This window comes from Sphingomonas sp. ASY06-1R (genome assembly GCF_052180265.1).
Lineage (GTDB): Bacteria > Pseudomonadota > Alphaproteobacteria > Sphingomonadales > Sphingomonadaceae > Sphingomonas_I.
This window is the reverse complement of record NZ_CP197464.1, coordinates 394800-420151: the sequence shown is the minus strand read 5'-3', so window position 1 is coordinate 420151 and position 25352 is coordinate 394800. Positions and strand designations below refer to the sequence as shown.

Genomic DNA, 25352 nt, shown 5'->3' with positions numbered 1-25352 from the left:
AGTCTGGATCGGATCGGGCTGCAATCAGATCGGGAAGTGGCCGGGCTGGGTCTCGATCGTGATCCAGCGAAGCTCGGTGAAGCTGTCGATGCCGGCCTTGCCGCCAAAGCGGCCATAGCCCGATGCCTTGGTCCCGCCGAAGGGCATCTGTGCCTCGTCATGCACGGTCGGGCCGTTGACGTGGCAGATACCGGACTTGATCTGCCGCGCGACGCGCAGCCCGCGTGCGGTGTCGCGCGTGAACACGGCGGCGGAAAGGCCATATTCGGTGTCGTTGGCGAGCGCGATCGCGTCCGCTTCATCCTTCGCGCGGATGATACCTACGACCGGGCCGAAACTCTCGTCGCGGAACAGGCGCATCGCGGGCGTGACCTTGTCGATCACATGGGCCGGCATCAACACGCCGTTGGAATCGCCGCCGACCAGCTTTTCGGCGCCCTGCGCCAGCGCGTCCTCGATCAATCCCTGCACGCCATCGACCGTCTTCTGATCGACTACCGCACCCAAGGGCGTATTGCCCTGACGCGGATCGCCGACCGGCATCGCACCGACCTTCGCCTTGAACTTCGCGGCGAATTCGTCGGCGACCGCATCGACGACGATGATCCGCTCGGTCGACATGCAGATCTGGCCCGAATTCATGAAGGCGCCGAAGGCGGCGGCTTTGACCGCTTCGTCCAGATCGGCATCCTCCAGCACGATCAGCGGCGCCTTGCCGCCCAGTTCCAGCAGCACGGGCTTCAGATGTTCGGCCGCGCGCTTGGCGATGATGCGCCCGACCGCGGTCGATCCGGTGAAATTGATGCGTCGCACCGCCGCATGATCAATCAGCGCGCCGACGATATCGCCCGCATCCTTGGATGCATTGGTGACCAGATTGACCGTGCCCTTGGGCAGCACCTCGCTGAAAGCTTCGACGATCAGGGCATGCGTGCGCGGGCATTGTTCCGACGCCTTCAGCACCACCGTATTGCCGCACGCCAGCGGCACCGCGATCGCGCGCACACCCAGGATGATCGGCGCATTCCAGGGCGCGATCCCCAGGATCACACCCACCGGCTCGCGGAGCGCCATGGCGATGCAGCCCGGCTTGTCGGAAGGAATGACTTCACCGCTGATCTGCGTGGTCAGCGCGGCCGCCTCACGCACCATGCTGGCAGCGAGCATCAGATTGAAGCGCGCCCAGCCTTCGGTCGCCCCGATCTCGCCCATCATCGCGTCGACAAAGTCGGCGGCTTTGGCTTCCAGCGCCACCGCCGCCTTGTTGAGCAGGCCGCGCCGCGCGTTCGGGCCGAGCGCGGACCAGGCCGGGAAGGCCGCTGCCGCCGCATCCGCCGCCGCACGCGCGTCGTCCGCGCTGGCGGCAGGCGCAGTCGTCGCGACCTCGCCGGTGACCGGATTGATGCGATCGAAACTGGTGGCCACGGGATGATCCTCGCCGCCGACGAGCATTGATACGGACGCTGCCACCGCACTCTCCAATATTGTTATGTGGCATAGCTTACTCTAGGCATTGCGAAGAGATCAAGGCCGTTTACGCGATCCGGTCCGGCCGCCGCGATGGCAGGCGCCGGACGATATTGCGGACACGGATCGGATCACGCACGGTGCCGTAGCGGCTATCAGGGAGAGGATTTTGGCAGGAAGCGAGAATGTGCCGCGCCGCGCCGCATTGGGGCCGCTCGAGGATTTCGTCGGCTATCATCTGCGCCGCGCGTCGCACCTGTTCGGCAGCGATTTCGCGCGGGCGGTCGAGGGCACGGGGATGCGTCAGGTGCTGTTCGGCATCCTCTCGGTGGTCTCGGCCAATTCCGGGATCAACCAGGGCGAGGTCGGCCGCGCGCTCGGCATCAAGCGCGCCAATATGGTCTCGCTCATCACGGAATTGGTCGATCTGGGCCTGCTCGATCGCCAGGCCGATGCCGACGATCGCCGCGCCTTTGCACTGACGCTGACCGGCAAGGGCGCCGACGTCATCGCCGAATGTCTGGAACGGCTGACCGCCCACGAGGCGCGGCTGCTGTCCAGCTTCGACACGACGGATCGCGCCGCGCTGATCGCCCTGCTCCGCCGGCTGGAGGCACTGGAATCGTGAGGATCATGCCAAGTCTCATGCGCTCCCACGCCCGCGCCACACTCTGGGTCGAAGCGCCTTCACTCATGATCGTTCGAGGTTAATCGCAATGCTGCCCACCCGTCCGATCGGCCCCTTCACCGTCTCCGCCATTGGCCTCGGCTGCATGAACCTCAGCCACGCCTACGACGTGCCGCCCAGTGAGGCGGACGCCACACGGCTGCTGAATCGCGCGCTCGATCTGGGCGTCACCCTGCTGGACACGGCGGCGCTGTATGGCGGCGGGCGCAACGAACAGCTGATCGGGCGGGCCGTGATGCACCGCCGCCGGGAATTCACGCTCGCCAGCAAATGCGTGCTCGACATGGTGGACGGCAAACGCGTGCTGGACGGCCGGCCCGCCGCCATCGCCCGCACGCTGGATGCCGCACTGGCACGGCTGGGGACCGACCATATCGATCTTTATTACCTCCACCGCCTGGACCGCGCCGTGCCGATCGAGGAATCGGTTGGCGCGCTGGTACGGGCCAAGGAGGCGGGCAAGATCGGCGCGATCGGCCTGTCGGAAATGTCGGCCGATACGCTGCGCCGGGCGCAGAGCGTGCATCCGATCGCGGCAATGCAGACCGAATATTCGCCGATGGTGCGCAATGTGGAAGTGGCGGTCCTGCAAGCCACGCAGGAGCTAAAGACCGCTTTGGTGGCCTTCTCCCCGGTGTCGCGCGGGCTGCTCGCCGGCGCGATCCGGTCCGATGATTATCCGACGGGCGATATCCGCCGGACGATGCCCCGTTTCACCGGCCCGGCACTGCATCACAATCTCGCTTTGGCCGATCGATTCCGCGCCGTCGCCGCGCGGGCCGGCCTCGCGCCTGCGACGCTCTCTCTGGCCTGGGTGCTGGCGCGCGCACCCCATATTGTCGCCCTACCGGGTACGCGCAGCGAAGCCCATCTGGTGGAGAATCTGCAAGCTGCGACCATCCCGCTCGATCCCGCCATCATCGCTGAAATCGACGCGATCTTCATACCGGGCGCGATCATGGGCGGCCGCTACGCGCCCGACATGCAGGCGCAGATCGATACCGAATTGCTTCCGGAAGAAGCGGCCGGCGCGAACTGATCCGCGCCGGCTCATAAGTACGGGCGCTAATCAGGCGTAGCCCCACACATCCTTGGCGATATCCACGACCAGCTTCAGCTTCGCGGATTGCTGATCCATCTCGATATCGTTGCCATGGACGGTGGAGGAGAAGCCGCATTGCGGGGACAGCGCGATCTGGTCGAGCGGCATATAGGTCGCCGCATCCTCGATCCGGGCGCGCACATCGGCGGGGTCTTCCATATCGCCGAGCTTGGTCGTGACCAGGCCCAGCACGACCGTCTTGTCCTTGGGCACATGCCGCAGCGGCGCGAAATCGCCCGAGCGTGGATCGTCATATTCCAGGAAGTAGCCGTCGACCTTCAGTTCGTTGAACAGCACTTCGGCGACGGGCTCATAGCCGCCTTCGGCTGCCCAGGAGGAACGGAAATTGCCGCGGCACAGATGGACGTTGATCGACATGTCGGACGGCCGGTCGCGGATCGAATCGTTGATGATGCGCGCATACAGCAGCGGCAGCTCGTTCGGGTCCATGCCGCGCTTGCGGGCATTTTCCCGCTGCGTCTCGTCGCACAGATAGGCCAGGTTGGTGTCGTCGAGCTGGAGGTAGCGGCAACCGGCATCGGCCAGGCTGGCAATCTCGGCGCGATAGGCAGCCGCCAGATCCTCGTAAAAGGCCTCCAGATCGGGATAGGCCTCGGCATCGATGGCCTCGCGCCCGCCGCGGAAGTGCAGCATCGTCGGCGACGGAATCGTGACCTTCGGCGTCTGCGTCGTGCAAGAGGCGAGGAATTCGAAATCGGCCCGCTGGATATCCTTGGCGTGGCCGATCTTGCCGGTGATCTTCATCACGGGCGGGGCATATTCCAGCTCCTTGCCGCCATGCTGGTGGAACTTGACCTGGGTCCCGCCGGCCTCCTCGATCCCGTCGAACTGCAGCAGGAAATCGGTGTGGAAATAGGTCCGCCGGAATTCGCCGTCGGTAATGCCGTGGAAGCCAAGATCTTCCTGCATCTTCACGACGTCGCGGATCGCATCATCCTCTACCTGACGCAGCGCGGCGGCATCGATCCGCCCCTCGCGAAAGGCGGTACGCGCTTCGATCAGCGCGGCCGGACGGAGAAAACTGCCGACATGATCGGCGCGGAATGGCGGCTTTTGCATAAATCTCCAGGCTCGCTAGTTTGTACGTAGCACATGCAATTTGGCGCGGCGGCTGGCAACCATTGTCGGCACCATTTCGCCGGACGATCGCCGCGTCAGAAATGCTTGCGCTCGATTGTGAGTTCGGACGAGCGACACAGTCCGCAATCCTCGCCGACGAATTGCCGCGCCGCGACCGGATCGCCCCGCAGCTTCCAGTCGAGCCACGCCACCACCACTTTCGCGGCAAGGCCACCATTGGGCTGATCATAGGTCCCGCCATGACCGACGGGTATGTTGACCATCGCGGCCGGCAGCGTGTTCATCCGCGCAAAATCGTCGGTACCGTTGGGATAGGCGATGTCGGTCTTGCCCCCCAGCACATAAAGGATGGAGCCGTGCAGGCGGCTGAGCTGCGACTTGTCGACATCGATGCCGGCAATCGGGTTGGTGCCGTCGGGAAACAGCCCGCTATTCATGATCACGACCGTGCGGATGCGCGGATCGGTGGCGACCGCATAGGCTTGCAGTCCGCCGCAGCTCCAGCCGGAGACCGCGATCTGGCTCGCGTCGATCCGATGATAAAGCGGGCTTTGCGGGCGCTCGTTTTCCCGCAGCGCCCAGTCGATCGCCTCGGCCAGCGCGCGCGCCGGCGTCGCCGCGGTCAATTTGCCGCCCGGGGCCGGCGGGGCGGTTCGGGCCGGCGCCGGTGGCGCGCCCGGCCCTGACAAGATCGTGCCCGGCGCAATCGCCAGATACCCATGCGAGGCGATTTCCAGCAGATGCTGGCGCGAACTGGCGCCATCCGCGCTGCAACCGCCATTGCCAAAAACGTAGAGGCCGAGCCTGTTCGAGCCCAGCGCGCGGAGATCCTTGGGTCGGTAGACGACATGGTCGGGCAGCGTCGCCACCTCTTCCTTGATCGCAGGAAAGCGCCCCGTCCCGATCGAGTCGGGCGCGGCGACCGCCGGTGTGGTGGCAGCGGCCCCTTGCGGCGTCAGCGCCGGTCCGCCCATCAGCAGCAGCCCGGTCATCACATTATGCGCGATATGCCGTTTCATGTCAGCCTCCCTCATGCGGGCGCGCGCCTGTCCCGGCCGCTTGTTTCGATCGAAAGACCGTCGAGATCCGTCCCGACGGCAATCGATGGCGCCCCTGCCCGCAGGAGCGCTGGGAGCAGTGTTGCACAGAGTCATCGCTGGCGGAAATAAATATGGAACACATACAATTAAATTGCCCGTCTGCCGGCGCGATTGTACGGCTGCCGTACAAAAAGAAAACGATTGCGGGCAGAGGATCGAAAGGGCGGCCTGACGGCCGCAGCATCGCTCTCCTGTCCGTCCACTGGGAGAGGAAGATCGATGCGCATCGCTGCTTTTCTTGTAACCGGTTTCGTGCTTGCCGCGACCCCCACAATGGTGTCCGCGCAGGCGGCGTCCAGCGCGCCACCGCCCGACGAGGCCACGCTTGGCGAAATCGTGGTGACCGCGCAGCGGCGCGTCGAAAATCTGCAGAATGTGCCGATCGCCGCCACGGCCTTGTCCGGCGATCAATTGGCCGCCAAGTCGGTCGCGCGGCTGGACGATCTGCAATTTGCAGCCCCCTCTTTGTCCGTGACCGACGCGGGCTTGACCCAATCGGTCAACATTCGCGGCATCGGTATTTCCAGCGGCTCCCCGGCGGTCGCCAATGGCGTCGCCGTCTACATTAACGGGGTGTTCCAGCCGCCGCTGCTCACCACCTCCAGCTTCTACGATGTTGCCAGCGTGGAAGTGCTGCGCGGGCCGCAGGGCACGCTGGTGGGATCGAACTCCACCGGCGGCGCGATCTTCATCAACTCGCAGGCGCCTGATACCAGCGGCGTCGGTGGCTTCGTGCAGGGCAGCTACGGCAATTACGATCATCGGACGCTGCAGGGCGCGATCAATATCCCGCTGACCGGAAACCTCGCCGTGCGCGGCGCTGCCAATTACGACAAGCGGAACAGCTATTTCGACGATATCGGCGTCTTCAACAATCATCCCGACCGGCTGAATGAGAAAGCCGGCCGCTTCAGCCTGCTTTGGACGCCCGGCAGCCTGCGCATGCTCAGCCACCTGGAATGGATCGACAAGCAGACCGGCGGTTATGCCTATAGTCCGATACCGGGTACGCCCTATTCGGCCGGCGCCACCGGCGATGCGCGCACGCTGGATTTCGACGCGCCTACCCGCAACCATGAACGCGGCTTCCTGGCAGACACGGAATTACGCTACGAATTTGACGGCGGCATCACCCTGCGTTCGCTCACGGGCTATGCCAATAAGCGGGTGAACAACCTCTATGATTCCGACGCGACGTCGCTCAACACCGCCGCCCTGCCCCCCAGCACCGAGGATCAGTTCGTCCGCGAGCGGGAATTTGTGCAGGAAATCAACCTGATCTCGCCCACCACCGGCCGCTTCAACTGGATCCTCGGCGGCTATTATCAGCGCAACAAGATCGACGTCGATATTCTCAACACCAACGGCTCGCCGGTCGATCCGACCCACATCGTGATCTATAACAACAAGACCACGACCGGCCTGTTCGCGCAGGCGGGCTACAAGATCACCGATCGGGTCGAGTTCCAGCTGGGCGCGCGCTATTCGCATTATTCGGTGACGCAGGAAGGCGGGGTCGCGATCGGCTACGGCACCGCCTTCGGCCCGACCGGCCTGCAGGTCGCCGATCTCGGCAACAGCCACAAGGATGGCCGCCTGACCGGCAAGGCGAACATCAACTTCCAGATCGATCCGGACAATCTGATCTACGCCTTCGCCGCGCGCGGCTACAAACCCGGCGGCGCCAATTCGGCCACCTCCCAGTTCCAGCCGGAAACGGTGTGGGATTATGAAGCGGGCTGGAAATCGACCATGCTGGACGGGCATCTGCGCACGCAGCTTGGCCTGTTCTACATGGATTATCAGCGCTTCCAGTTCGACTTCGTCGACACCAGTTCCGGCCAGTCGGGCGTGATCAACGTGGCCAATTCCACCATCTACGGGCTCGAAGGCCAGCTGCAGGCCAAGGTGCACGGACTCGGCCTGGATGCGGGCTTCGCCTATGTCCATTCCAAGCTGGGCAGCCTGTTGGCGGTCAACAGCCGGCTGGTCCCGCCGGGCGTGACGCTGGGGCCGCAATGCGGCGCCATCCCGACCACCGGCTGCACCGATTACACGCCCTTCATCCGCGAGGCCGGCGGCGGTCCCAACCTCTTCTCCCCACGCTTCAGCTATAATTTCGGCGTGGATTATGCGGTCCAGCTCGGCGGCGACAAGACGCTCACGCCGCGGCTGAACTATGCCTATGTCGGGCCGCAATGGAGCAACTATTTCTACGAGCCGGGCTTCAGCCGCCTGCGCGGGCGCGGCCTGCTCTCGGCGCTCGTCACGCTGCGGATCGGCAAGTGGACTTTGGAAGGGTATGGCACCAACCTGACCAACAAAACCTATGTCAGCGGCATTACCGGCAATAACCGGTTCCTGGGTGCGCCGCGCGAATATGGCCTTCGTGCCGGGGTGAGGTTCTGATGATGCACAGTAAGACGATCCGCGCCGGCCTGATCGGCACCACCGCCGCGATCCTGGTCGCCTGGCCCGCCATGGCCGCCGCCGCCACGCCGGCGGGATCGGCCGATTGCACCGCGCTCGGCCAGACCATGTCCTGGCCGGAGCCCGGCACGCGCGTCGTAAGCGCGCTCTGGCATGAAACCGGCCCCGCCCCTACCCCGCCGATGATGCCGGGCATGCCGCCGATGCCGCCGGTCACGCTCCCCGCCCATTGCGAGATCGTGGGATCGATGCACGAGCGCACCGGCGTCGACGGCCAGCATTATGCCATCCGCTTCCACCTGCGCATGCCGACGCCGTGGAACGGCAAATTCTTCATGCAGGGCGGCGGCGGCACCAATGGCGAGCTGGGCGATGCGATCGGCCGGATGGGCGCGGCTCCGCCGGCGTTGGTCGATGGCTATGCCGTGCTGTCGCAGGATTCGGGCCATGACAATGCCACCAACACCGTGCCCGAACGCGGTGGCGCCTCCGCCTTCGGCTTCGATCCGCAGGCACGGGCCGATTATGGCGGCGCCTCCCTGCCGCCGACGGTCAAGGCGGCCAAGGCGGCGGTGCGCCGCTTCTACGGCCGTACACCGGACAAGAGCTATTTCGTCGGCTGCTCCAAGGGCGGGCAGGAAGGAATGATGGCGGCGACGCGCTATCCCGATCTGTTCGACGGCATCGTCGCCAGCGCCCCCGGTTTCGCCCTGCCCCGCGCCGCGATCGCCGAGATGTGGGACACCCAGGCGATCGGCCATATCGTGACCGAAGCCGGCCAGTCGCTCACCCAGCAAAGCCTGTCCCAAAGCTTCAGCGCAGCCGATTTCGCGCTGATCGGCCAGGCGGTCCTCGCCGCGTGCGACAAGGATGATGGCGTCGCGGACGGCATGGTCGGCGCCTTCACGCAATGCACGTCCGACAAGGTCCTGCCCCAGCTGAAGCAGCGCGCCTGCGCCGACGGGAAGCAGGAAGGTTGCCTGTCGCTGACCCAGATCGACGCGCTGCGCCATGTCCATGACGGCGCGCGCAGCGTCATGGAGGAGCGTATCTATGCGGGCTTCTATTGGGATGCCGGCTGGGCCGATGCCGGCTGGCGCATCTGGAAGATCGGCATGGGCCCGGTGCCGTCGATCAACGTCATGATGGGCGCGCCCTCACTGGCCGCAATCTTCACGACCCCGCCGACCGGCCTGCCCGACGCCTTTCAGGCGAAGCTCAATTACGCGATGGCGTTCGACTTCAACGAGCATCCATCCCGCATCTATGCCAAGGCCAAGGGCTTCCCCCGCTCCGCCTGGCAGGATATCGGCGGCGCCCGCGACGGCGACCTGTCGGCCTTCTCGAAGCGCGGCGGCAAGTTGATCGTGACGCAGGGCGTATCCGATCCGGTCTTCTCGCTCGCGGACACGATCGATTGGTACGCTTCGCTCGACGCGCGCACCGGCCAGCAGGCGGCGCGCTTCGCCCGCTTGTTCCCGGTCCCGGGCATGGGCCATTGCCAGGGCGGCCCCGCGACCGACGGCTATGATGCCTTCGCCGCGCTGGTGAACTGGGTCGAAAAATCCCAGGCACCCGATCGGATGGAGGCCACGGCCGGCCCCCGCTCGCCCTGGCCGGGCCGTACCCGCCCGCTCTGCGCTTATCCCAAGATCGCGCGCTACAAGGGGTCGGGCAGCATCGAACAGGCCGATAACTTCACCTGCGCCTGATCGACAAGGGACCGGCCATGCAATGCTCGATCCGATCCGATAAAGTTTGCGGCATGATCTCCCCCGGCTATCACGCGGTCGACGAGGATGGAGCGAGGGGCGAACTTGGCCGGTCAACCGACCCGATTGGACGATATATTGGGGCTGCACATCCGGCTGGCCCATGGGGCGGTGCTGCGCCACTTTGGGGAGCATTTCTCGGCACTGGATCTGTCGCAGAAACAGGTCTCGGTATTGTGGCTCGTCCACGATCATCCCGGGATCGCGCAGACCGATCTCGCCCGTCGCATGCAGATGGACCGCGCCACCACCATGGCGATCGTGCACGCGCTGGAGCGCAAGCATTTGCTGGCCCGCGCGACCAGCGCCGCCGACGGGCGCCGGATCGCGCTCACCCTCACCGCGCAGGGCGAGGAGACGCTGGCCGCCGCCCGCGCCGCGATCGCGGATCATGAGCAATGGCTGACCGGACGTTTCTCCGCCGCCGAACTGCGGCAGCTGACCGCCTTGCTGCGCCGGATCCACGAGGCGCCCCAACAGTGATCGAAACAGAGGGGAGACGATGATGCGCAATGTCATGATCCGGGGCGCGCTGGCGGCGCTTGGCCTGGTGCTGGCCGCGGCAGCACCCGCCGCGACCGCCGATGCCCCGCCGACCGTGCAGTTCCTCTTCGAGGAAACGGTATTGCTCGCCCCCGACATGAAGGTCGGCAAGACCCCCTTCGGCAATCGCAATATCGTGCCGATCATCGGCGGCACGTTCGAAGGCCCCGGCATCAAGGGCACGATCATCCCGGGCGGGTGGGATTGGCAGCTGGGCAGCGAAGGCTGCTTCCGGCTGGAGGCCAATTATATGCTGCGCACCGACGACAATGTGATCATCAACATCCTCAACCGCGGCAGCGCCTGCCAGCAGCCGGGCCAGCCCGCCGCCCGCCTGATCACCTCTCCCTCGTTCGAGGCGCCAATTGGTCGCTATGGCTGGCTCAACGACGGCGCCTATCTCGGCACGATCGATGTGACCAAGGTAGACGGCAAGCCGGCCGTGCGCATCCGCATCTACAAGGCGCGGTGATCGGCCGGTCCGAAACCACGCCCGCAATTTTCTTGCAATCGATTGCCGTTAGGTTAGTCCTCATCCAAACAATAAGGAGAGGGGTGTGGAGGATCGCGTGACGCGCACAGGCGGCGGCAGTTCGCTCGCGCTGAAGGGGCTGGTCTTCCTGATGTTCGCGATGTTCGCGATGACGACCGATTCCGTCGGTACCGTCATCCCGGAGGTGATCCGCGAATTCAAACTCGGCCTCACCGCCGGCGGCTCCTTCCAATATGCCTCGATGTCGGGGATCGGCATCGCCGCTATCGCGCTAGGCTTTCTCGCCGATCGGATCGGGCGCAAGGCGACGATCCTGATCGGCCTGTGCCTGTTCGGCGGCAGTTCGGCCCTGTTCGCCGCCGGGCACAACCTGTTCTTCTTCGTCGCCTTGCTGTTCTGCGCCGGGCTCGGGATCGGCATCTTCAAGGCGGGCGCGCTGGCCTTGATCGGCGATCTGTCGCGCTCCACCCACGAACATGCCCGCACGATGAACCTGGTCGAAGGCTTTTTCGGCGTCGGCGCGATCGTCGGCCCGGCGATCGTCACCTATGCGGTCCAACACGGCGCCAGCTGGAAATGGGTCTATCTGGTCGCGGCGATGCTGTGCGCGCTGCTCGTCGCCGGTTCGGCCATCTTCAAATTCCCGGCACCCGCCGCCGCGCGCGCGCAGCCCGCCAACCCGCTGGAGGCGCTGCGCCTGGCGGGTGATCCGGCGGCCCTGTTCTTCGGCGCCGCGCTGATGCTGTATGTCGGGGCGGAGGCCGCCATCTATGTGTGGGTGCCGACCTATCTCGCGCCCTATCGTGGCGCCTGGATGGAGGTCGCGGCCTATGCCGTCTCGATCTTCTTCGTGCTCCGCGCGATTGGCCGCTTCCTTGGCGTCTGGCTGCTCGCGCGCTTCGATTGGGCGGTCGTGCTCGCCTTGTGCAGCAGTGCGATGGCGCTGCTCTTCTGGATCGCGGTCGTGGGCGGGCGCGGTGTGGCGGTCTTCGCGCTGCCCGCCACCGGGCTGGTCATGTCGGTCCTCTATCCCACGCTCAACTCGACCGGGATCAGCTGTTTCGAGAAGAGCCGCCACGGCTCCGTCGCCGGCCTGCTGCTGTTTGTCACCTGCATCAGCGCGGTCGCGACCCCCCTGATCATGGGGCTGTGCGGCGATTGGCTGGGCGATATCGCCTACAGCATCATCGCCGGCGCGCTGCTGGCGACGCTGCTGGCCGCGCTCTGCCTGTGGAACATGGCGCGCACGCCCTTCGCCGCGCGGCTGGCCCAACGCAACCAGGACGATTACGCCGCGGCCCCGCAATCCTGACGCCGTGATGCGGCTATGCCTTGATCCCCCGGCGCGGCTTGCCCATTAACGCCACTTGCCCGCCGATCATCCGGCCTCGGGCGGAAGGACGCGCCGTTGGCGAAGAAGGTTAGAACCATTTACGATCTGGCCGAGCTGGCAGGCGTATCGGCGGCAACGGTGTCGCGGTCGCTGGCCGGCAAGGGCATGGTCAGCGCCGAGACGGCGGAACGGATCCGGCAACTCGCCCAGGAACATGCCTTCCGGCCGAGTGCCTTCGCGCGCAACCTGCGGATCAAGCGGCGCGGCGCGATCGGCGTCGTCATCCCGCTCGGCCATGAGCGCGCCCAGCATATTTCCGATCCCTTCTTCATGGCGATGATCGGCTGCCTGGCGGACGAGCTGACCGAGCGGGATTTCGATCTGGTCCTGTCGCGCGTCATCCCCAACCGGGACGATTGGCTGGAAACCATGATCGAATCCGATCGGGTGGATGGCTTCATCATCATCGGCCAGTCGGATCAATCCGCCACGCTGGACGCGGCCGCGCAACATTATCTGCCGATGGTCGCGTGGGGCGCCTTCTCGCAGGGCCAGTCCCATTGTTCGGTCGGGACCGATAATTTCCTCGGCGGGCGGCTCGCCACCCTCCACCTCCTGTCGCGCGGCTGCCGCCGCATCGCTTTCTTCGGCAACATCAACGCGATCGAGATCCGCCAGCGGCTGGAAGGATCGCGCGCCGCCATCGCCGATCAGAAGGGCGCGGCCGAACTGATCGAGATCCCGACCCACCTCGCGACGGATCTCAGCTCCGCCGAAATCGCACAATTCCTGGCGGAGACCGATCAACTGCCCGACGGCATCTTCGCCGCTTCCGACGTCATCGCCCTCGCCGCGCTGCAGGCGCTGGCCGGGCGCGGCATTCAGGTTCCGCGCGATATCAAGCTGATCGGCTTCGACGATCTGCCGATCGCGCGCAGTTCGATGCCCGCGCTGACCACGATCCGGCAGGACATCACCACCGGCGCCGCCCATCTGGTCGATTGCCTGCTCAAGCGGATCGACGGCAAACAGACCGGCTCCGTCGTGCTGAATCCCGAACTGATTCTGCGCGAGTCCAGTTAAGGCCCAGATCGCCCGCAGCAGGGCCACGCACCGCCGGTTCGATCGGCCATGGACGCATTCCACCGGCAGCCCACGCCGATATGGCTGCAATCCTGCAAAAAGCTGCCTACAATCGATTGTAATCGCCGGCTCACTTCCATAGGACGGTGGTCCGAGGGTGGGAAAAGGGTCATGCCGAACGCCTGCCCTTCGGCTGCGGAGGCGTCCTCCGAAGAAGCTTTAATCAGATGCGGGTGGGCAGTTTGACCAGGGATATTCTATCAGGCGCCAATGCCACCCCACCCTCGCGCTGGACGGCGGCGCATGTCCGCGCCATCCCCGCCGAGGGGATCGAGTGCGCCCCGCTGCTGGATGCTCGGCATTTCGCGCGGATCGCCGACGATCTGGACATCTGGGATGCGTGGCCGATCCAGGATCGCGACGGGCTGCCGGTGCCGATGGCGAACGGCGAAACCCTGTGGATGGCACTCGGCGCGCCCCGTTTCGATGATCCCGACCAGCGCCACGGCCACGCCCGTATCCACCTGATCAGCCGTTCGGCGGACGCCTGGCGCGATCTGGGCCCGGCAATGCCAGACGGCTTCTCGCCCGGCAGCCGCGAATGGTCCGGTTCAGCCGTCCTGTCCGACGGTAACCGTGTCACCCTCTATTTCACCGCCGCCGGCCGGCGTGGCGAGACCAGCCTCTCGTTTGAACAGCGGTTGTTCAGCGCCCGCGCCACCCTCGTCTCCTCTCCGGACGGTTGGGCCCTGACCGACTGGCGCGACCTGCACGAAGCGGTGTCGCGCGATCCCGATCATTATATGGATAGCAACAGCGGCAGCGGCGCGGTCGGCACGATCAAGGCCTTCCGCGACCCGGCTTATTTTCGCGATCCTGCCAATGGCCGCCACTATCTGTTCTTCGCCGCCTCGCTCGCCGGCTCAACGTCTGCCTTTAACGGCGCGATCGGCCTCGCCGTCAGCGACGATCCCGATCGGGACGAATGGCGCATCCTCCCGCCATTGATCACCGCCGAAGCGCTCAACAACGAACTCGAACGGCCGCATGTCGTCTTCCACCAGGGGCGCTATTATCTGTTCTGGGTGACCCAAAGCCATGTATTCGACCCGGCAGGACCGGCCGGCCCCACCGGGCTGTACGGCATGACGGCGGATCGATTGGAGGGCCCGTGGGACGCGCTGAACGGAACTGGACTGGTCTTTGCCAACCCTGCGCGGGCGCCGCGTCAGGCCTATGCCTGGTTCGTCATGGCCGATCTGGAAGTGACCAGCTTCGTCGACGATTGGGGCGCGGACGGCGCGCGCCCGGACGGACGGCGCTTCGGTGCCACCTTCGCGCCCATGGTCCGGCTGCGGCTGGACGGATCGCGCGCCACGCTGGAGCAATAGGATGAGCGCACAGCCCCGGCTCGCCGGCATCGAGCTCGGCGGCACCAAGGCGATCGCCGTCCTCGCTTTGGGGCAGGAGATCGTCGACACGCTCACCATCCCGACCGGCGAGATGATCGGCACGCTCGGCGCGCTGCGCCAGCAACTTGGCCGGTGGGACGCGATCGAGCCGCTTCAGGCCATCGGCATCGCCTCCTTCGGTCCGGTGCAGCTCGATCGCACCCAGCCGCATTACGGCACCATCCTGGCGACGCCGAAGGCCGGGTGGAGCGGCGCGCCGGTCGCCGATCTGCTGACGGGCGGGCTAGATTGCCCTTGGAGCATCGATACCGACGTCAACGGCGCCGTACTGGCCGAATATCAGAACGGCGCCGGCATCGGCTGCGATCCGCTCTGCTACATCACGCTCGGCACCGGCGTCGGCGGTGGGCTGCTGATCGGCGGCCGCCCGGTCCATGGCGCCATGCATCCCGAACTTGGCCATCTCCGCCTGCGCCGCGCGCCGGGCGACAGCTTTGCCGGCGTCTGCCCCTTTCACGGCGATTGCATCGAAGGCCTGGTCTCGGGCCCGGCGCTGGCGGCACGCTTCGGCGGCAATGCCGCCGCCGTGCCGAACACGCATCCGGGCTGGGACGACGTCGCCTCCGATATTGCCGCCCTGTGCGGTGCGATCCTGCTCACCACCGCTGCCAAGCGCATCCTGTTCGGCGGCAGCATCGCGCTGCATCGGACCTTCCTGTTGCCGCGCGTACGCACGCGGCTGGTGGAAGCGCTGGGATCCTACCTCCCCTACCTCACTGCGGAGACAGCGACGGACATCGTCCAGGTCGCCGGCCTCGGCAGCGAGGCCGGGCCGCTTGGCGCGATCGCTTTGGCCGCCGACGCCCTGGAGCGCGCGAGGCGCTGACGCCTAGCGTGCCAGCTGCGTATCGAAGAATTTCGTCATCATATCATAGGCCTCACGCGATTCCGGCAGCTCGGAATTGTAGAAGAAGCCGTGAAACATGCCGTCCCAGCCATGAAACTGCGATTCCACCCCGGCCTTGGTGAGCTGGTTATGCGAGTTGAGCGCCGCGCTGAATTCGAACGACCGCGTGCCTGAGATGAAGAGGGTCGGCGGGAACTTCGCCAGAACGGCCGGCGCGGTGAGCGGATAGGCCAGTGGATTGTCGTTGGCGACCGCGCCCATATAGGTCGGCGCGGGAGGCGGGGCAGGCTGCGCGGCGGCCGGGCGCCGCGCGGGCCGGGACATGCCCAGCACCGCCATGCCGAGCACGGCGGAATCGCCCGCCGCCAATTGGCCGAGCGATGCGCAGAATATGCCGGCCGCGGCCGGGCGCGGCAGATTGTGCGTCTGGAACCACGCGATCGACTGCGCCGTCAGCATGCCGCCCGCCGAACAGCCGTAAATGCCGATCCGCTTGGGATCGTGCGTCTTCAGGATTTCGCGATAGACCGCTGCGACATCCTCGCTCGCTGCGGGGAATTGATGCTCCGGCCCCATCCGATAATCGATCGAGATCACCTTGATCTTCATCACCGCTGCCAGCGGCACCGATTCGACCAGCGATGCGGTGCGCGCGCCGGTGACGAAGCCGCCGCCATGAAGGTTGATCAGCACGCGGTTGCGATTGGCGGGCGCGATGCCGTCCGCCGGCTCGACGACATCGGTGACGACGCCGCCGATCCGCTGTTCGCGGATCTTCACGGCATAACGCTTCACCATCGGATCCAGGAAGACGTGCATGATCTTGTCCTGCCGCGCCCGTTCGGCCGTGATGTCCGCCAGCGGAGGCCCCTCGCCGAACGGCTTGTCGACGATCAGGTGACGCAGATAGGCGGCCCCTTGCGGGCTGAGCAGGTTGGACAGCGGCAATTGCACGCCGTCGATCAGGATCGTGCCGTCTGTCCGCACCGTGGACGGCGGGCCCGATGCTGCGGGGTGCGCCGACGCCGGTAACGCCGCGACCGCCCCGGCCAATGCTGCCGCGATCAGGCCGCAACACGGTTTTAAGACACGCATCATCGAACCGGCCTCCCGATCGCGCCGCTCACCGGCTCTTGCCTGTTTCGGCTTCATCCGATTGCTGGATCAGGTCCACCAGCCCGTTGACGATCGCGCTCTCGGCGCAGCCGGGCTTCAGCCGGGAAGAGACGACTTCGAACGTATTATAGCCATAGGCCGCATCGTTGGGGATGTAGCCCGATCCGGCGACGCCGTTGGTCAGCGTCGTCATCATCGTATGCTTGTAGGGCGATTCCCGCTTGAAGCGTTGTGCGATGGTGGTGAACACTTCGGCATCGACGCCGCCGATCACCGTGTCGCCGATCCGCAGCAGGCTCAGCCTCAGCCCGATCGGGTCGGCATCGGCATAGGTGCCCGGATAACCGGCGCGGCCCTGGTCCAGCCGCTTGCGCCCCGGGCAGGTGACGACTTCCTGGTCGCCCGTGATGCTCGCCGTGGACACCGGTCGCTCCAGGCTGTCGCGCGACACGTGCAAGACTTCTTCGCCCAGCATCTGCCCCATCGACAGGATCATCTGCTTCTGCTGGTTCATCAGCTTGATCACCTGGGGATTGGTGCGATCCAGCCCTTCCCCGCCCGGCGGCATGGCGTTGCTGATATCCTGTCCGCGCGCGGCATAATCCTTGATGCGGATCGCGCGCAGATCATAGGTCTGCTGGAAGAAGATCGGGTTCTGGTCGCCCGCCGCACCGTTCGAATAGACCGCGACGACATCGTCGCCGAGCGAGTCTTCGATATAGCGCGACGTGGCGCCGGGAATGTCGCCACTCACCAGATCCAGGGCGCCCGTAATCACCGCATGGACGCCGTAATTGTAATAGATGGCGATCGGATCGCCTTTCGGCGTCTCGAACCGCAGCACCGCCACCGTCTTGTCCGATGGGCCGTCATAATTCGGCCCTTCCCACCAGCGATGCGTCTTGGGGTCGATGATGTTGCGGTTGACGTTGATATACGAAACCCCGGTCCCGAACGCCATTTGCGCCGGCCGGACCGCTGCCGCCGCCTTGCGGACCGCCTCGAAAATCTGGTCGGGATAGGAAGCGTCGCGCACGAAGGGCACGCTGTGCGTATGGGTCGCCGTTAACAGAAGTCGCTCCGGCGGGATCCGCAGCTCCCGCGCCACCCGCGCGCTGACCTGCTGCCAGATCGGCCCGGGTATGGCACCGGCATCCACCGTCACCATCGCGGCGCGGCTCGTGCCGTTTTCGACCACGATCGCGCGCGCATAGATATGATCCAGCACGCCGCGGAAATTCTTCGGCAATTGGCCTTCGGCCGGGGTGACGTCGACCTTGGCCGCCCCGACCTTCAGCGGGGACGGACGCACCATTGCTGCAGGGGCGGTGGGCCTGGCGGCGATCGCCGTGCCCGCGGCCAGGCCGCTGGCGCAAAGCGCGAGCGCCATCAATCTCCGTACGGTACGCCGCCGCAATTGTGTCGGTTCCTGGTCACGGCAAGCCGCAGCGTCGAGCCTGTTCATCATCCATCCCCTCGTCTGTTTTTGCAATCGATTGTCTATCGGATAGCGCGGCAAACCGCGCGACGCAACGATCCTGCGCCAGGATAAACGAGGCAGCATCAATCGATCCGATGCCGCCCTTGGCGCGCAAGCCCAGCCTATTGGGATGACAAAAGCGCGGATTTCTAACAATTCCTGACAATCGATTGTCGATAACGCACGGCTTTCGCGGACTCAGGCAGGAGGATTTTCAAGCTTACCCCTTGGAAATCTCGCATTATCGAGTTACGCAATCGATTGATAAAAGCAAATGGAGGGGATCAGGTGAGGTTTCATAACAATGCGGCGACGCTTGCGTTGGCCGCCGCTGTCTTGGCGGGAACGGCCCAGGCACAGTCGGCGACATCGGGCCAGACGGCCGCCACGGCACAGGACGGTGCGGTCGACACGGGATCCGCGGCGACGGATTCGGGCGAAGTCGTCGTCACCGCCCAGAAGAACGGCGTTCAATCGCTCCAGCGCACCCCGCTGGCGATCCAGGCATTCAGCGGCGAGGATTTGAAGGAGCGCAACGTCAAGTCGGTCGACGATCTGGTGTCGCTGGTGCCAGGCGCGCTCGAAGGGCAGCGCCAGTCGGTGGCGTCGCGGTCGTACAATCTGCGCGGCGCGGGCGGCAGCAACGCCAATGGCGATTCGCCGATCGGCTATTATCTGGACGACGTTCCCTTCGTCGTGACCAATTTCGGCATCGCCCCGCCGGTGCGCTTCCTGGATATCGAGCGGGTCGAAGTGCTGCGTGGACCGCAGGGCACGCTTTACGGCCAGGGCTCGTCCGGCGGCGTCTTCATCTTCCACACGCGCGATCCCAACCTCAACAAGGTGCAGTTCATCGGCGAGCTGGAAGGCTCGCAGACCAAAGGCGCGGGCGGCCTCAATTACGGCATCTCCGGCGCGGTCTCGATCCCGATCATCAAGGACATGCTGGCCGTGCGCGTCAGCGGCGGCCATTCCTACAATCCGGGCTGGGCGGACGAATATTTCGGCGCCTATGACGGCACGCCCGATCGCAAGAACGTCAACGTCATCCGCAATGACGATATCCGGGCCGTCGTCCTGTTCAAACCGGCCGACAATGTGAAGCTGCGTGCCCAATATTGGCATTTCCGCCCGCGCCAGCAATTCCTGGGCGGCATGGCGTCGGTCGATCCGCCTTATTATGCGAACACCGCCGATCAGCCGAGTTTCGGCAATGGCGATTTCAAGCTGTACAGCTTCACCGCCAATGTCGACTTCAAGAGCTTCTCGGTCACCAGCGCGACCAGCCAGCTCAAGGGCAATTTCGGGATCAACATCCCGCTCTCGCCATCAGGTTTCTTCTCCAGCCAATTCTATCCCAAGATGTTCAGCCAGGAAGTGCGCGTCAATTCAACCGGCAGCGGCCCGCTGCACTGGCTCGTCGGCGGCGCCTATCAGGACGGCAAGGGGCCACAGGCCAACCAGCTGTTGAACCCCACGCTGAACATCAATGCCGACAACAATACGATCACCAAGAATTGGGCGACCTTCGGCGAGGTCAGCTACGATCTGCTCGACGGAAAGCTCGTTCCCCTCGTCGGTCTGCGCTACTTCCACGACAAGCGCACCTTCGCGGATTCCACCACGCGCAACACCAACACCACCAACGTCACGACGTGGCGGGCCAACCTGTCCTATCTGCCGACCGAGGATCTGACCGTCTTCATCACCGCCGCGACCGGCTTTCGCGCCGGTATCGTCCAGTCGGCGGTCCAGGCCGATCTGCTCAATCAATCCGGCATTCCGGGCAGCACCCAGCTGAAGCCCGAACGATCGACCAATTACGAAATCGGGCTGAAATGGCGCACACCGGATCGTAATCTCACGGTCGGGCTGAACGGCTATATCACCAAGCTGCGCGATCTGCAGACCAGCACGCCGACGATCAACACCAGCGTCAGCGGCTTCTCCAACTTTGGCGATGCGACGACCAAGGGCATCGACTTCGAGCTGCATTGGCGCACCCCGCTTGAGGGCCTGAGCCTCAACGCGGTCGGCAATATCAACGACAGCAAGTTCGACCGGGTCGAGCCCGCGGTTCAGAAGGCGCTGCCTTACCTTCGACCGGGCACGCGCATCGTCAACACCATCCCGCACAATTGGCGGCTGGATGCGGCCTATACCAAGGCACTCAGCAGCGAGGTCGAGGGCTTCGCCAATGTCGCATGGAGCCGGTCGGGCGATCGCCTGCAGACCAGCGGCGTCAGCGCGCGGCCCTACAGCATCGTCACGTCCACGCTTGGCCTGCGCAAGGGCCCCTATGAGCTGGCGCTGATCATGGACAATCTGACCGACGAGCGCGGACCGACCATCGTCGGGACCACCGGGCCGTTCTCGGGCGCCGGTCCGACGCCCCGGACGATCGGGCTGCGCTTCCGCGTCAATATGCAGTAATCGGTAGGCCGCGCCCCTGCTCGCAGGAGCGCGGCCTCAAGAGAATCATAAGGGGATAGCCGATGGAATTGGGTCGTCGCGACATGATGGAGCTGGGCGCTGGCGCGCTGCTGGCGGCTTTCTCCTCCAGCGCTTCGTTCGCGCAAGGCGCCAAGCCGGCGGCCATCTTCGACAATGTCGATCCCGAACTGCGCCCGATTGCGGAAGCGATGGTGAAGGCCGATGGCCCGTCGCGCCCGTGGACGCGCGCCATGCTGAACGACATCCGTTCCCACATGCCGCCGCCCGCGGCGCGGCGTGCGGACGTACCGGTCGAACAGCGGCGCGTATCGGGCCGCGCGGGCCAACCCGACGTCACGCTCTGGATCGTCAACGCCCGCTCCGGATCGAACCGGCCCGCTATCCTCCACACCCATGGCGGCGGCTTCATCCTGGGCAGCGCGCAGAGCGAGCTCGCCTACCTGCAGGGCATTGCGCACGATCTGGATTGCGTGATTGTCTCCGTCGAATATCGGCTGGCGCCGGAGACGACCTATGCCGGCTCGATCGAGGACAATTATGCCGGCCTGAAATGGCTTCACGCCAACGCCGACAGCCTCGGCGTCGATCGCAAGCGGATCGTGGCGATGGGCGAAAGCGCCGGCGGCGGCCACGCCGCCCTGCTCGCGCTCGCCGCGCGCGATCGCGGCGAAGTGCCGCTCGCCGCACAGATATTGATCTACCCCATGCTCGACGATCGTACCGGCAGCGGGGTTGTGCCACCGCCCTGGATCGCCGCCATCGGCTGGAATGCCGGTGCCAACCGGTTCGGCTGGCAGAGCTTCCTCGGCCTTACCCCCGGCGGCAGCAACGTCCCCGCCGCGGCCGTGCCTGCCCGCCGGCGCGATTTGTCCGGCTTGCCGCCGACCTTCATCGGCGTGGGCGGTATCGATCTCTTCGTCAGCGAGGATATCGATTATGCCCGACGCCTGACCGAGGCGAATGTCCCGACCGAACTAATCGTGGTGCCTGGCGCCTTCCACGGCTTCGATCGCGCCGGCGCGGAAACACGCGTCGCCCAGCGCTTCAACAAGGCGAAATATAATGCGCTCCGCCGCGCCTTCGGTCAGCCGGTCGTCGTCTGATCTCCCCGGCAAACGTCGCGCTATCGCGTGAACGTCGCCAGGTTGATCGCCTCCGCCATAGCCCGTGTGCCGGCGTCGTTGGGGTGGACATGGTCGCCCGAATCATAATCCGGCCGCAACCGCGCCGGCTGCTTCGGATCGCGGGTCGCGGCGTCGAAATCGACCACCGCGTCGAACGTGCCGCTGGTGCGGATCCAGGCATTCACCGCCTGGCGCGTCGCCTCCGACTGCGGCGTGTACAGCCATAGTCCTTCGGTCGCGGTGATGGTCGCGCCCATCACCTTGATGTCATGCAGATGCGCCTTGGCCACCATGGCCGACAGGCCGGCGATGATGGCGTCGGCATCGGCCTTCTGATCCGCCGGCAGCGCCTTCATCTGCGACATGTTGATGTCGTTGATACCCTCCAGCAGGATCATCCACTTCGCGCCCGGCCGACTCAGCACGTCGCGATCGAAGCGCGTGAGGGCGCTGGCACCGGCCCCGTCGCGCAGCACCCGGTTCCCCGATATGCCCATGTTGACCACGCTCCAGTGCGGGCTCCCGCCACGCTGGCGCAGGCGTTCCGCCAGGATTTCCGGCCACGTATTATGCCGCCCCGGCGTGGTGGCAAACCCGTCGGTGATGGAATCGCCAAAGGCCACGATCAGGCTGGCGGGCTGCGTCACGGCGGCCTCGAGCCCGGTCAGCCAGAAATAGCTCCGCACCTCCCGCGCGCCCGGCAGGCTCTGCGCCGACGTCTGGTCGCCGCCCGCGATATATGCCGGGTTTAGGCCGAGCGCATGGGCGGTGACGCCCCCGCTATTGCCCTTCACATACAGCGAAACCGCCAATTCCTGATCCGCCCGCACCGACAGACGCACCGGATCGCTGACGATGATCGCGCCGGGCGGGATATAGGTGACCGGCTTGCCGCCGAAGGTCAGTGCGCGGTCCGAGGCTGGATCGACGCCGCTCCCCTGCGTGCGCCGCGCCACATGCACCGACGACAGGGTCAAAGGCGGCTTGCCGATCGCATTGGACAATTGAATCCGCACCGTCTCGGCCGCAAGCGTTGGCCGCAGGATCATCCGCACCGTCTGATCCTGAACCGTATCGGGAATGGGCACGACGCGCTGCGGGCCGCGCTTGAACTGCTCCATGACTTCCGGGGGCGGCGGCGGGACGGCGATCGCGGGCGGCGGCGTCAGATCCTGTGCGGTCGCCCATACGCTGACCCACGGCGTCGCTGCGTCGCACGCCTGTGCCACGCCTGCAGCCGCGCAGAGCAGCAGCCCGCCCGCGATCCTGCGCCCAAAACTACCCATCACTGGCATTCCTCCCGATTTTCTTATGTGCCCAGAATGACGCAGGTGACAATCGATTGCAATAAGCCCGCCTCTTTGTGCCCTCTAAGCCTTCCTAGGTGACTGAAATGGCTCGCAACTCACCAAAAATGCTGGTTTTGCCGGCCTGATATTGCCAGCTGACGCACATAATGATAGCTCCGCAATCGATTGTAGCAACGAACAACAATGCTGCAGCAGGGAGAGATGGCTGATGAAGGGGCTACCAAAAGCAGTGGTTCGTGCCGCGCTGCGGACATCCAGCGTGCGCCGGGGCGGGTTTCTGTGCGGCTATGTCTCGGTCGCGGCGCTGCTGGCGGCGGGTGTTGCCGGGCCGGCCATCGCCCAGGACAGTGCCGCAGCGACGCCGCCTGCGCCCCAGAACACGCCTACCCAATCCGCGATGGACCAGGGTGAAATCATCGTCACCGCGCTGAAAACGGGCGCCCAGCGGCTCGATAAAGTGCCCGTGGCGATCCAGGCTTTTTCGCAGGAAACGCTCAATCAGCGCCGGGTGCGCGACGGTTCGGACCTGATCCAGCTCATTCCGGGCGCATCGGAAGCGCAGGAAATCGGCGCCGGCTATCGCATCTTCTCGTTCCGCGGGTCCGGCGCGGGCGGCCCCGTCGGCGACGGCATGGTCGGCTATTATCTGGACGACACCCCCTTCGGCATCCCCAACAACCAGAGCGCGCCGCCCGTCCAATATTTCGATATCGACCGGGTCGAGGTGCTGCGCGGGCCGCAGGGCACGCTCTATGGCCAGGGTTCGATGGGCGGCACCATCATCTACCACACCAAGAATCCGTCGCTGGATCATATGACGGTCGATGCCGATAGCGAGCTTTCGAACACGCGCGAGTCGAGCAAGCTCAACTGGCGCGTCGCGGGCGCGGTGTCGGTCCCGATCGTCACCGACCATCTCGGTATCCGGCTGAGCGGCGGTTACGATTATCGGGCCGGCTATAACGATATCTATCCCGGTGCACCGACGGGCACGCCCACCAAGAAAGATGCGAATAATATCCGCAGCAAGGATTTCCAGGCGGTCATCCTGTGGAAGCCGAACGACAAGCTGACGGTCAAGACCAAGGCATGGCTGTTCAGCACCGACCAGAATTATCTGAACGTGATGAACTCGCTCGACCCGCCTTATGCCTCCTATCAAGGCGATGTCGTCGGGTATGACCGGCGCCGCGCGCGCTATTTCTCCAACACCATCACCTATGACTTTGGCGGCCTTACGCTGACCAACGCGACCGCCTATCAGCGTGTCCTGCCGGGCGGCTTCCAGGTCGGGCTCAACCTGGGCGCACCATTGGGGATCGGCACGCTCAACAATGGCGGCGATGCGCGCGGCTTCGTGAACGAGTTCCGCCTGGCGACGTCCGGCACGGGCCCGTTCCACTGGGTCGGCGGTATCTTCTACCAGGATGCCAAGGGCCTCTATACGTTCGACATCAACTTTCCGACGCTGGCGATCACCGGCAGCACGCTGACCAAAACCAAGAATGTCTCCGCTTTCTCCGAAGTGAGCTACGATCTGTTCGGCGGCAAGCTCGTACCGCTGCTCGGCATCCGCTATTACAAGGACAAGCGGACCTCCGATTCCGTGTCCAACGGAGAGCTGGTCTCCAGCCAGGCACGGCCCGACAAGGTGACCTGGCGCGCCAACCTGGCTTATTATCCGGTCGAGAATTGGACCGTCTTCTTCAACGCGGCGACCGGTTTCCGCAGCGGCATCCTCCAGTCCAAGGCGCAGGCCGATGCCGTGATCGCCGACGGGGTTCCCAGCAGCGTCTCCCTCTCGCCAGATCAGCTGCGCAACCTGGAAGTGGGCGTGAAGGGCGCGCTGTTCGGCCGCACGCTGCACGTTGCCGCCAGCGTCTACGACATCAAATACAAGAATTTCCAAAGCGCGTTCAACACGTCGATCGGCCTGTCCGCTTTCGCCAATCTGGGCGATGCGAAAACGCAGGGTATCGACCTGGAAGCGTCGTGGGATACGCCGCTGAAGGGCCTCAACCTGAACCTCGTCAGCAACATCAACACATCCAAGTTTACCAATGTGAACCCTGCTTTTGCCGGAGCCAATCCGCGCGTTGCGGACGGCCAGCGTCTGTTGAACACGCCGCCCTACAATGTGCGGCTGGACGTGAATTACGAAACGGATCTGGGCGGGAGCCACCGCCTGTTCGCCAACATCCACGGATCGGCGATCGGCCGTGCCCGCAACGGCGACGCCACGGTCGACGTGATCCGGCCCTATCAGCTGTACGGCGCGAATGTCGGCGTGAAGTTCGATCGTTCGGAAGTGCGGCTGTTCGTCGACAACCTGTCCGACGAACGCGGGCCCACGGCGGCGAACGGCCCGACGCTGCTTGCCGGTCCACGCCCGCGCACGATCGGCGTCGGCTTCCGCACCCATTTCGATTGACGCCGT

19 protein-coding genes are annotated in these 25352 nt (G+C 65.2%); 13 read left to right on the top strand and 6 right to left on the bottom strand.

Annotation, left to right across the window (positions count from 1 at the left end):
* Nucleotides 1-24: 24 nt before the first annotated feature.
* Nucleotides 25-1452 (bottom strand): aldehyde dehydrogenase, encoded by a 1428-nt coding sequence (locus tag ACSBM8_RS02125; protein WP_442681461.1) that lies wholly within the window; start codon nt 1450-1452, stop codon nt 25-27.
* A gap of 184 nt (nt 1453-1636) precedes the next feature.
* Between ACSBM8_RS02125 and ACSBM8_RS02120 the strand changes: the two genes are divergently transcribed.
* Together ACSBM8_RS02120 and ACSBM8_RS02115 are read left to right on the top strand one after the other, a co-directional pair.
* Nucleotides 1637-2095, top strand: a complete 459-nt coding sequence (locus tag ACSBM8_RS02120) for a MarR family winged helix-turn-helix transcriptional regulator (RefSeq protein WP_442680027.1) — start codon at nt 1637-1639, stop codon at nt 2093-2095.
* 88 nt (nt 2096-2183) lie between these two features.
* Nucleotides 2184-3194, top strand: a complete 1011-nt coding sequence (locus ACSBM8_RS02115) for an aldo/keto reductase (protein WP_442680026.1) — start codon at nt 2184-2186, stop codon at nt 3192-3194.
* Between the two features lie 30 nt (nt 3195-3224).
* On the opposite strand, the gene ACSBM8_RS02110 is transcribed toward ACSBM8_RS02115, so the two are convergent.
* The gene (locus ACSBM8_RS02110) at nt 3225-4337 is read right to left on the bottom strand and encodes a 5-methyltetrahydropteroyltriglutamate--homocysteine S-methyltransferase (RefSeq protein WP_442680025.1); all 1113 of its coding nucleotides are present in this window, start codon (nt 4335-4337) and stop codon (nt 3225-3227) included.
* 95 nt (nt 4338-4432) lie between these two features.
* A complete protein-coding gene (locus tag ACSBM8_RS02105) occupies nt 4433-5377 on the bottom strand; it encodes a hypothetical protein (RefSeq protein ID WP_442680024.1) in 945 nt (314 codons plus the stop codon).
* Nucleotides 5378-5677: 300 nt separating this feature from the next.
* Here ACSBM8_RS02105 and ACSBM8_RS02100 point away from each other — a divergent pair, with 300 nt between their 5' ends.
* The 8 genes from ACSBM8_RS02100 (at nt 5678) to ACSBM8_RS02065 (ending at nt 15410) form a co-directional block, all read left to right on the top strand.
* Entirely contained in the window at nt 5678-7867 is a 2190-nt protein-coding gene (locus ACSBM8_RS02100; RefSeq protein WP_442680023.1) for a TonB-dependent receptor, read from the top strand.
* Nucleotides 7867-9600: a tannase/feruloyl esterase family alpha/beta hydrolase gene (locus ACSBM8_RS02095; RefSeq protein ID WP_442680022.1), complete on the top strand. Its 1734-nt coding sequence runs from the start codon at nt 7867-7869 to the stop codon at nt 9598-9600. The genes ACSBM8_RS02100 and ACSBM8_RS02095 overlap by 1 nt, the downstream gene beginning before the upstream one ends.
* Nucleotides 9601-9705: 105 nt before the next feature.
* Nucleotides 9706-10143, top strand: a complete 438-nt coding sequence (locus ACSBM8_RS02090) for a MarR family winged helix-turn-helix transcriptional regulator (RefSeq protein WP_442680021.1) — start codon at nt 9706-9708, stop codon at nt 10141-10143.
* Nucleotides 10144-10162: 19 nt separating this feature from the next.
* Nucleotides 10163-10675, top strand: coding sequence for a DUF3237 domain-containing protein (locus tag ACSBM8_RS02085; RefSeq protein ID WP_442680020.1), 513 nt, complete (start codon nt 10163-10165; stop codon nt 10673-10675).
* A gap of 97 nt (nt 10676-10772) precedes the next feature.
* Nucleotides 10773-12008 (top strand): MFS transporter, encoded by a 1236-nt coding sequence (locus tag ACSBM8_RS02080; RefSeq protein ID WP_442680019.1) that lies wholly within the window; start codon nt 10773-10775, stop codon nt 12006-12008.
* A gap of 96 nt (nt 12009-12104) precedes the next feature.
* Nucleotides 12105-13112, top strand: coding sequence for a LacI family DNA-binding transcriptional regulator (locus ACSBM8_RS02075; RefSeq protein WP_442680018.1), 1008 nt, complete (start codon nt 12105-12107; stop codon nt 13110-13112).
* Between the two features lie 233 nt (nt 13113-13345).
* Nucleotides 13346-14503, top strand: a complete 1158-nt coding sequence (locus ACSBM8_RS02070; protein ID WP_442680017.1) for a glycoside hydrolase family 68 protein — start codon at nt 13346-13348, stop codon at nt 14501-14503.
* A 1-nt stretch (nt 14504) separates the two neighbouring features.
* A complete protein-coding gene (locus ACSBM8_RS02065) occupies nt 14505-15410 on the top strand; it encodes an ROK family protein (protein WP_442680016.1) in 906 nt (301 codons plus the stop codon).
* 3 nt (nt 15411-15413) lie between these two features.
* Here the strand turns inward: ACSBM8_RS02065 and ACSBM8_RS02060 are convergent, their stop codons facing one another.
* A complete protein-coding gene (locus ACSBM8_RS02060) occupies nt 15414-16529 on the bottom strand; it encodes an alpha/beta hydrolase (RefSeq protein ID WP_442680015.1) in 1116 nt (371 codons plus the stop codon).
* Nucleotides 16530-16554: 25 nt separating this feature from the next.
* Nucleotides 16555-17937, bottom strand: coding sequence for a neutral/alkaline non-lysosomal ceramidase N-terminal domain-containing protein (locus tag ACSBM8_RS02055; protein WP_442680014.1), 1383 nt, complete (start codon nt 17935-17937; stop codon nt 16555-16557).
* A 378-nt stretch (nt 17938-18315) separates the two neighbouring features.
* On the opposite strand from ACSBM8_RS02055, the gene ACSBM8_RS02050 reads away from it, so the two are divergent.
* Both ACSBM8_RS02050 and ACSBM8_RS02045 read left to right on the top strand, forming a co-directional pair.
* Nucleotides 18316-20460 carry a TonB-dependent receptor gene (locus ACSBM8_RS02050; RefSeq protein ID WP_442680013.1) on the top strand — a complete coding sequence of 715 codons (2145 nt, stop codon included), beginning with the start codon at nt 18316-18318 and terminating at the stop codon, nt 20458-20460.
* Between the two features lie 62 nt (nt 20461-20522).
* On the top strand, nt 20523-21584 hold the full coding sequence (locus ACSBM8_RS02045) for an alpha/beta hydrolase (RefSeq protein ID WP_442680012.1): 1062 nt from the start codon (nt 20523-20525) through the stop codon (nt 21582-21584).
* Between the two features lie 20 nt (nt 21585-21604).
* On the opposite strand, the gene ACSBM8_RS02040 is transcribed toward ACSBM8_RS02045, so the two are convergent.
* Nucleotides 21605-22891, bottom strand: coding sequence for an SGNH/GDSL hydrolase family protein (locus tag ACSBM8_RS02040; RefSeq protein ID WP_442681460.1), 1287 nt, complete (start codon nt 22889-22891; stop codon nt 21605-21607).
* A gap of 232 nt (nt 22892-23123) precedes the next feature.
* Here ACSBM8_RS02040 and ACSBM8_RS02035 point away from each other — a divergent pair, with 232 nt between their 5' ends.
* Nucleotides 23124-25346 carry a TonB-dependent receptor gene (locus tag ACSBM8_RS02035; RefSeq protein WP_442680011.1) on the top strand — a complete coding sequence of 741 codons (2223 nt, stop codon included), beginning with the start codon at nt 23124-23126 and terminating at the stop codon, nt 25344-25346.
* The last annotated feature ends 6 nt before the right edge of the window (nt 25347-25352 follow it).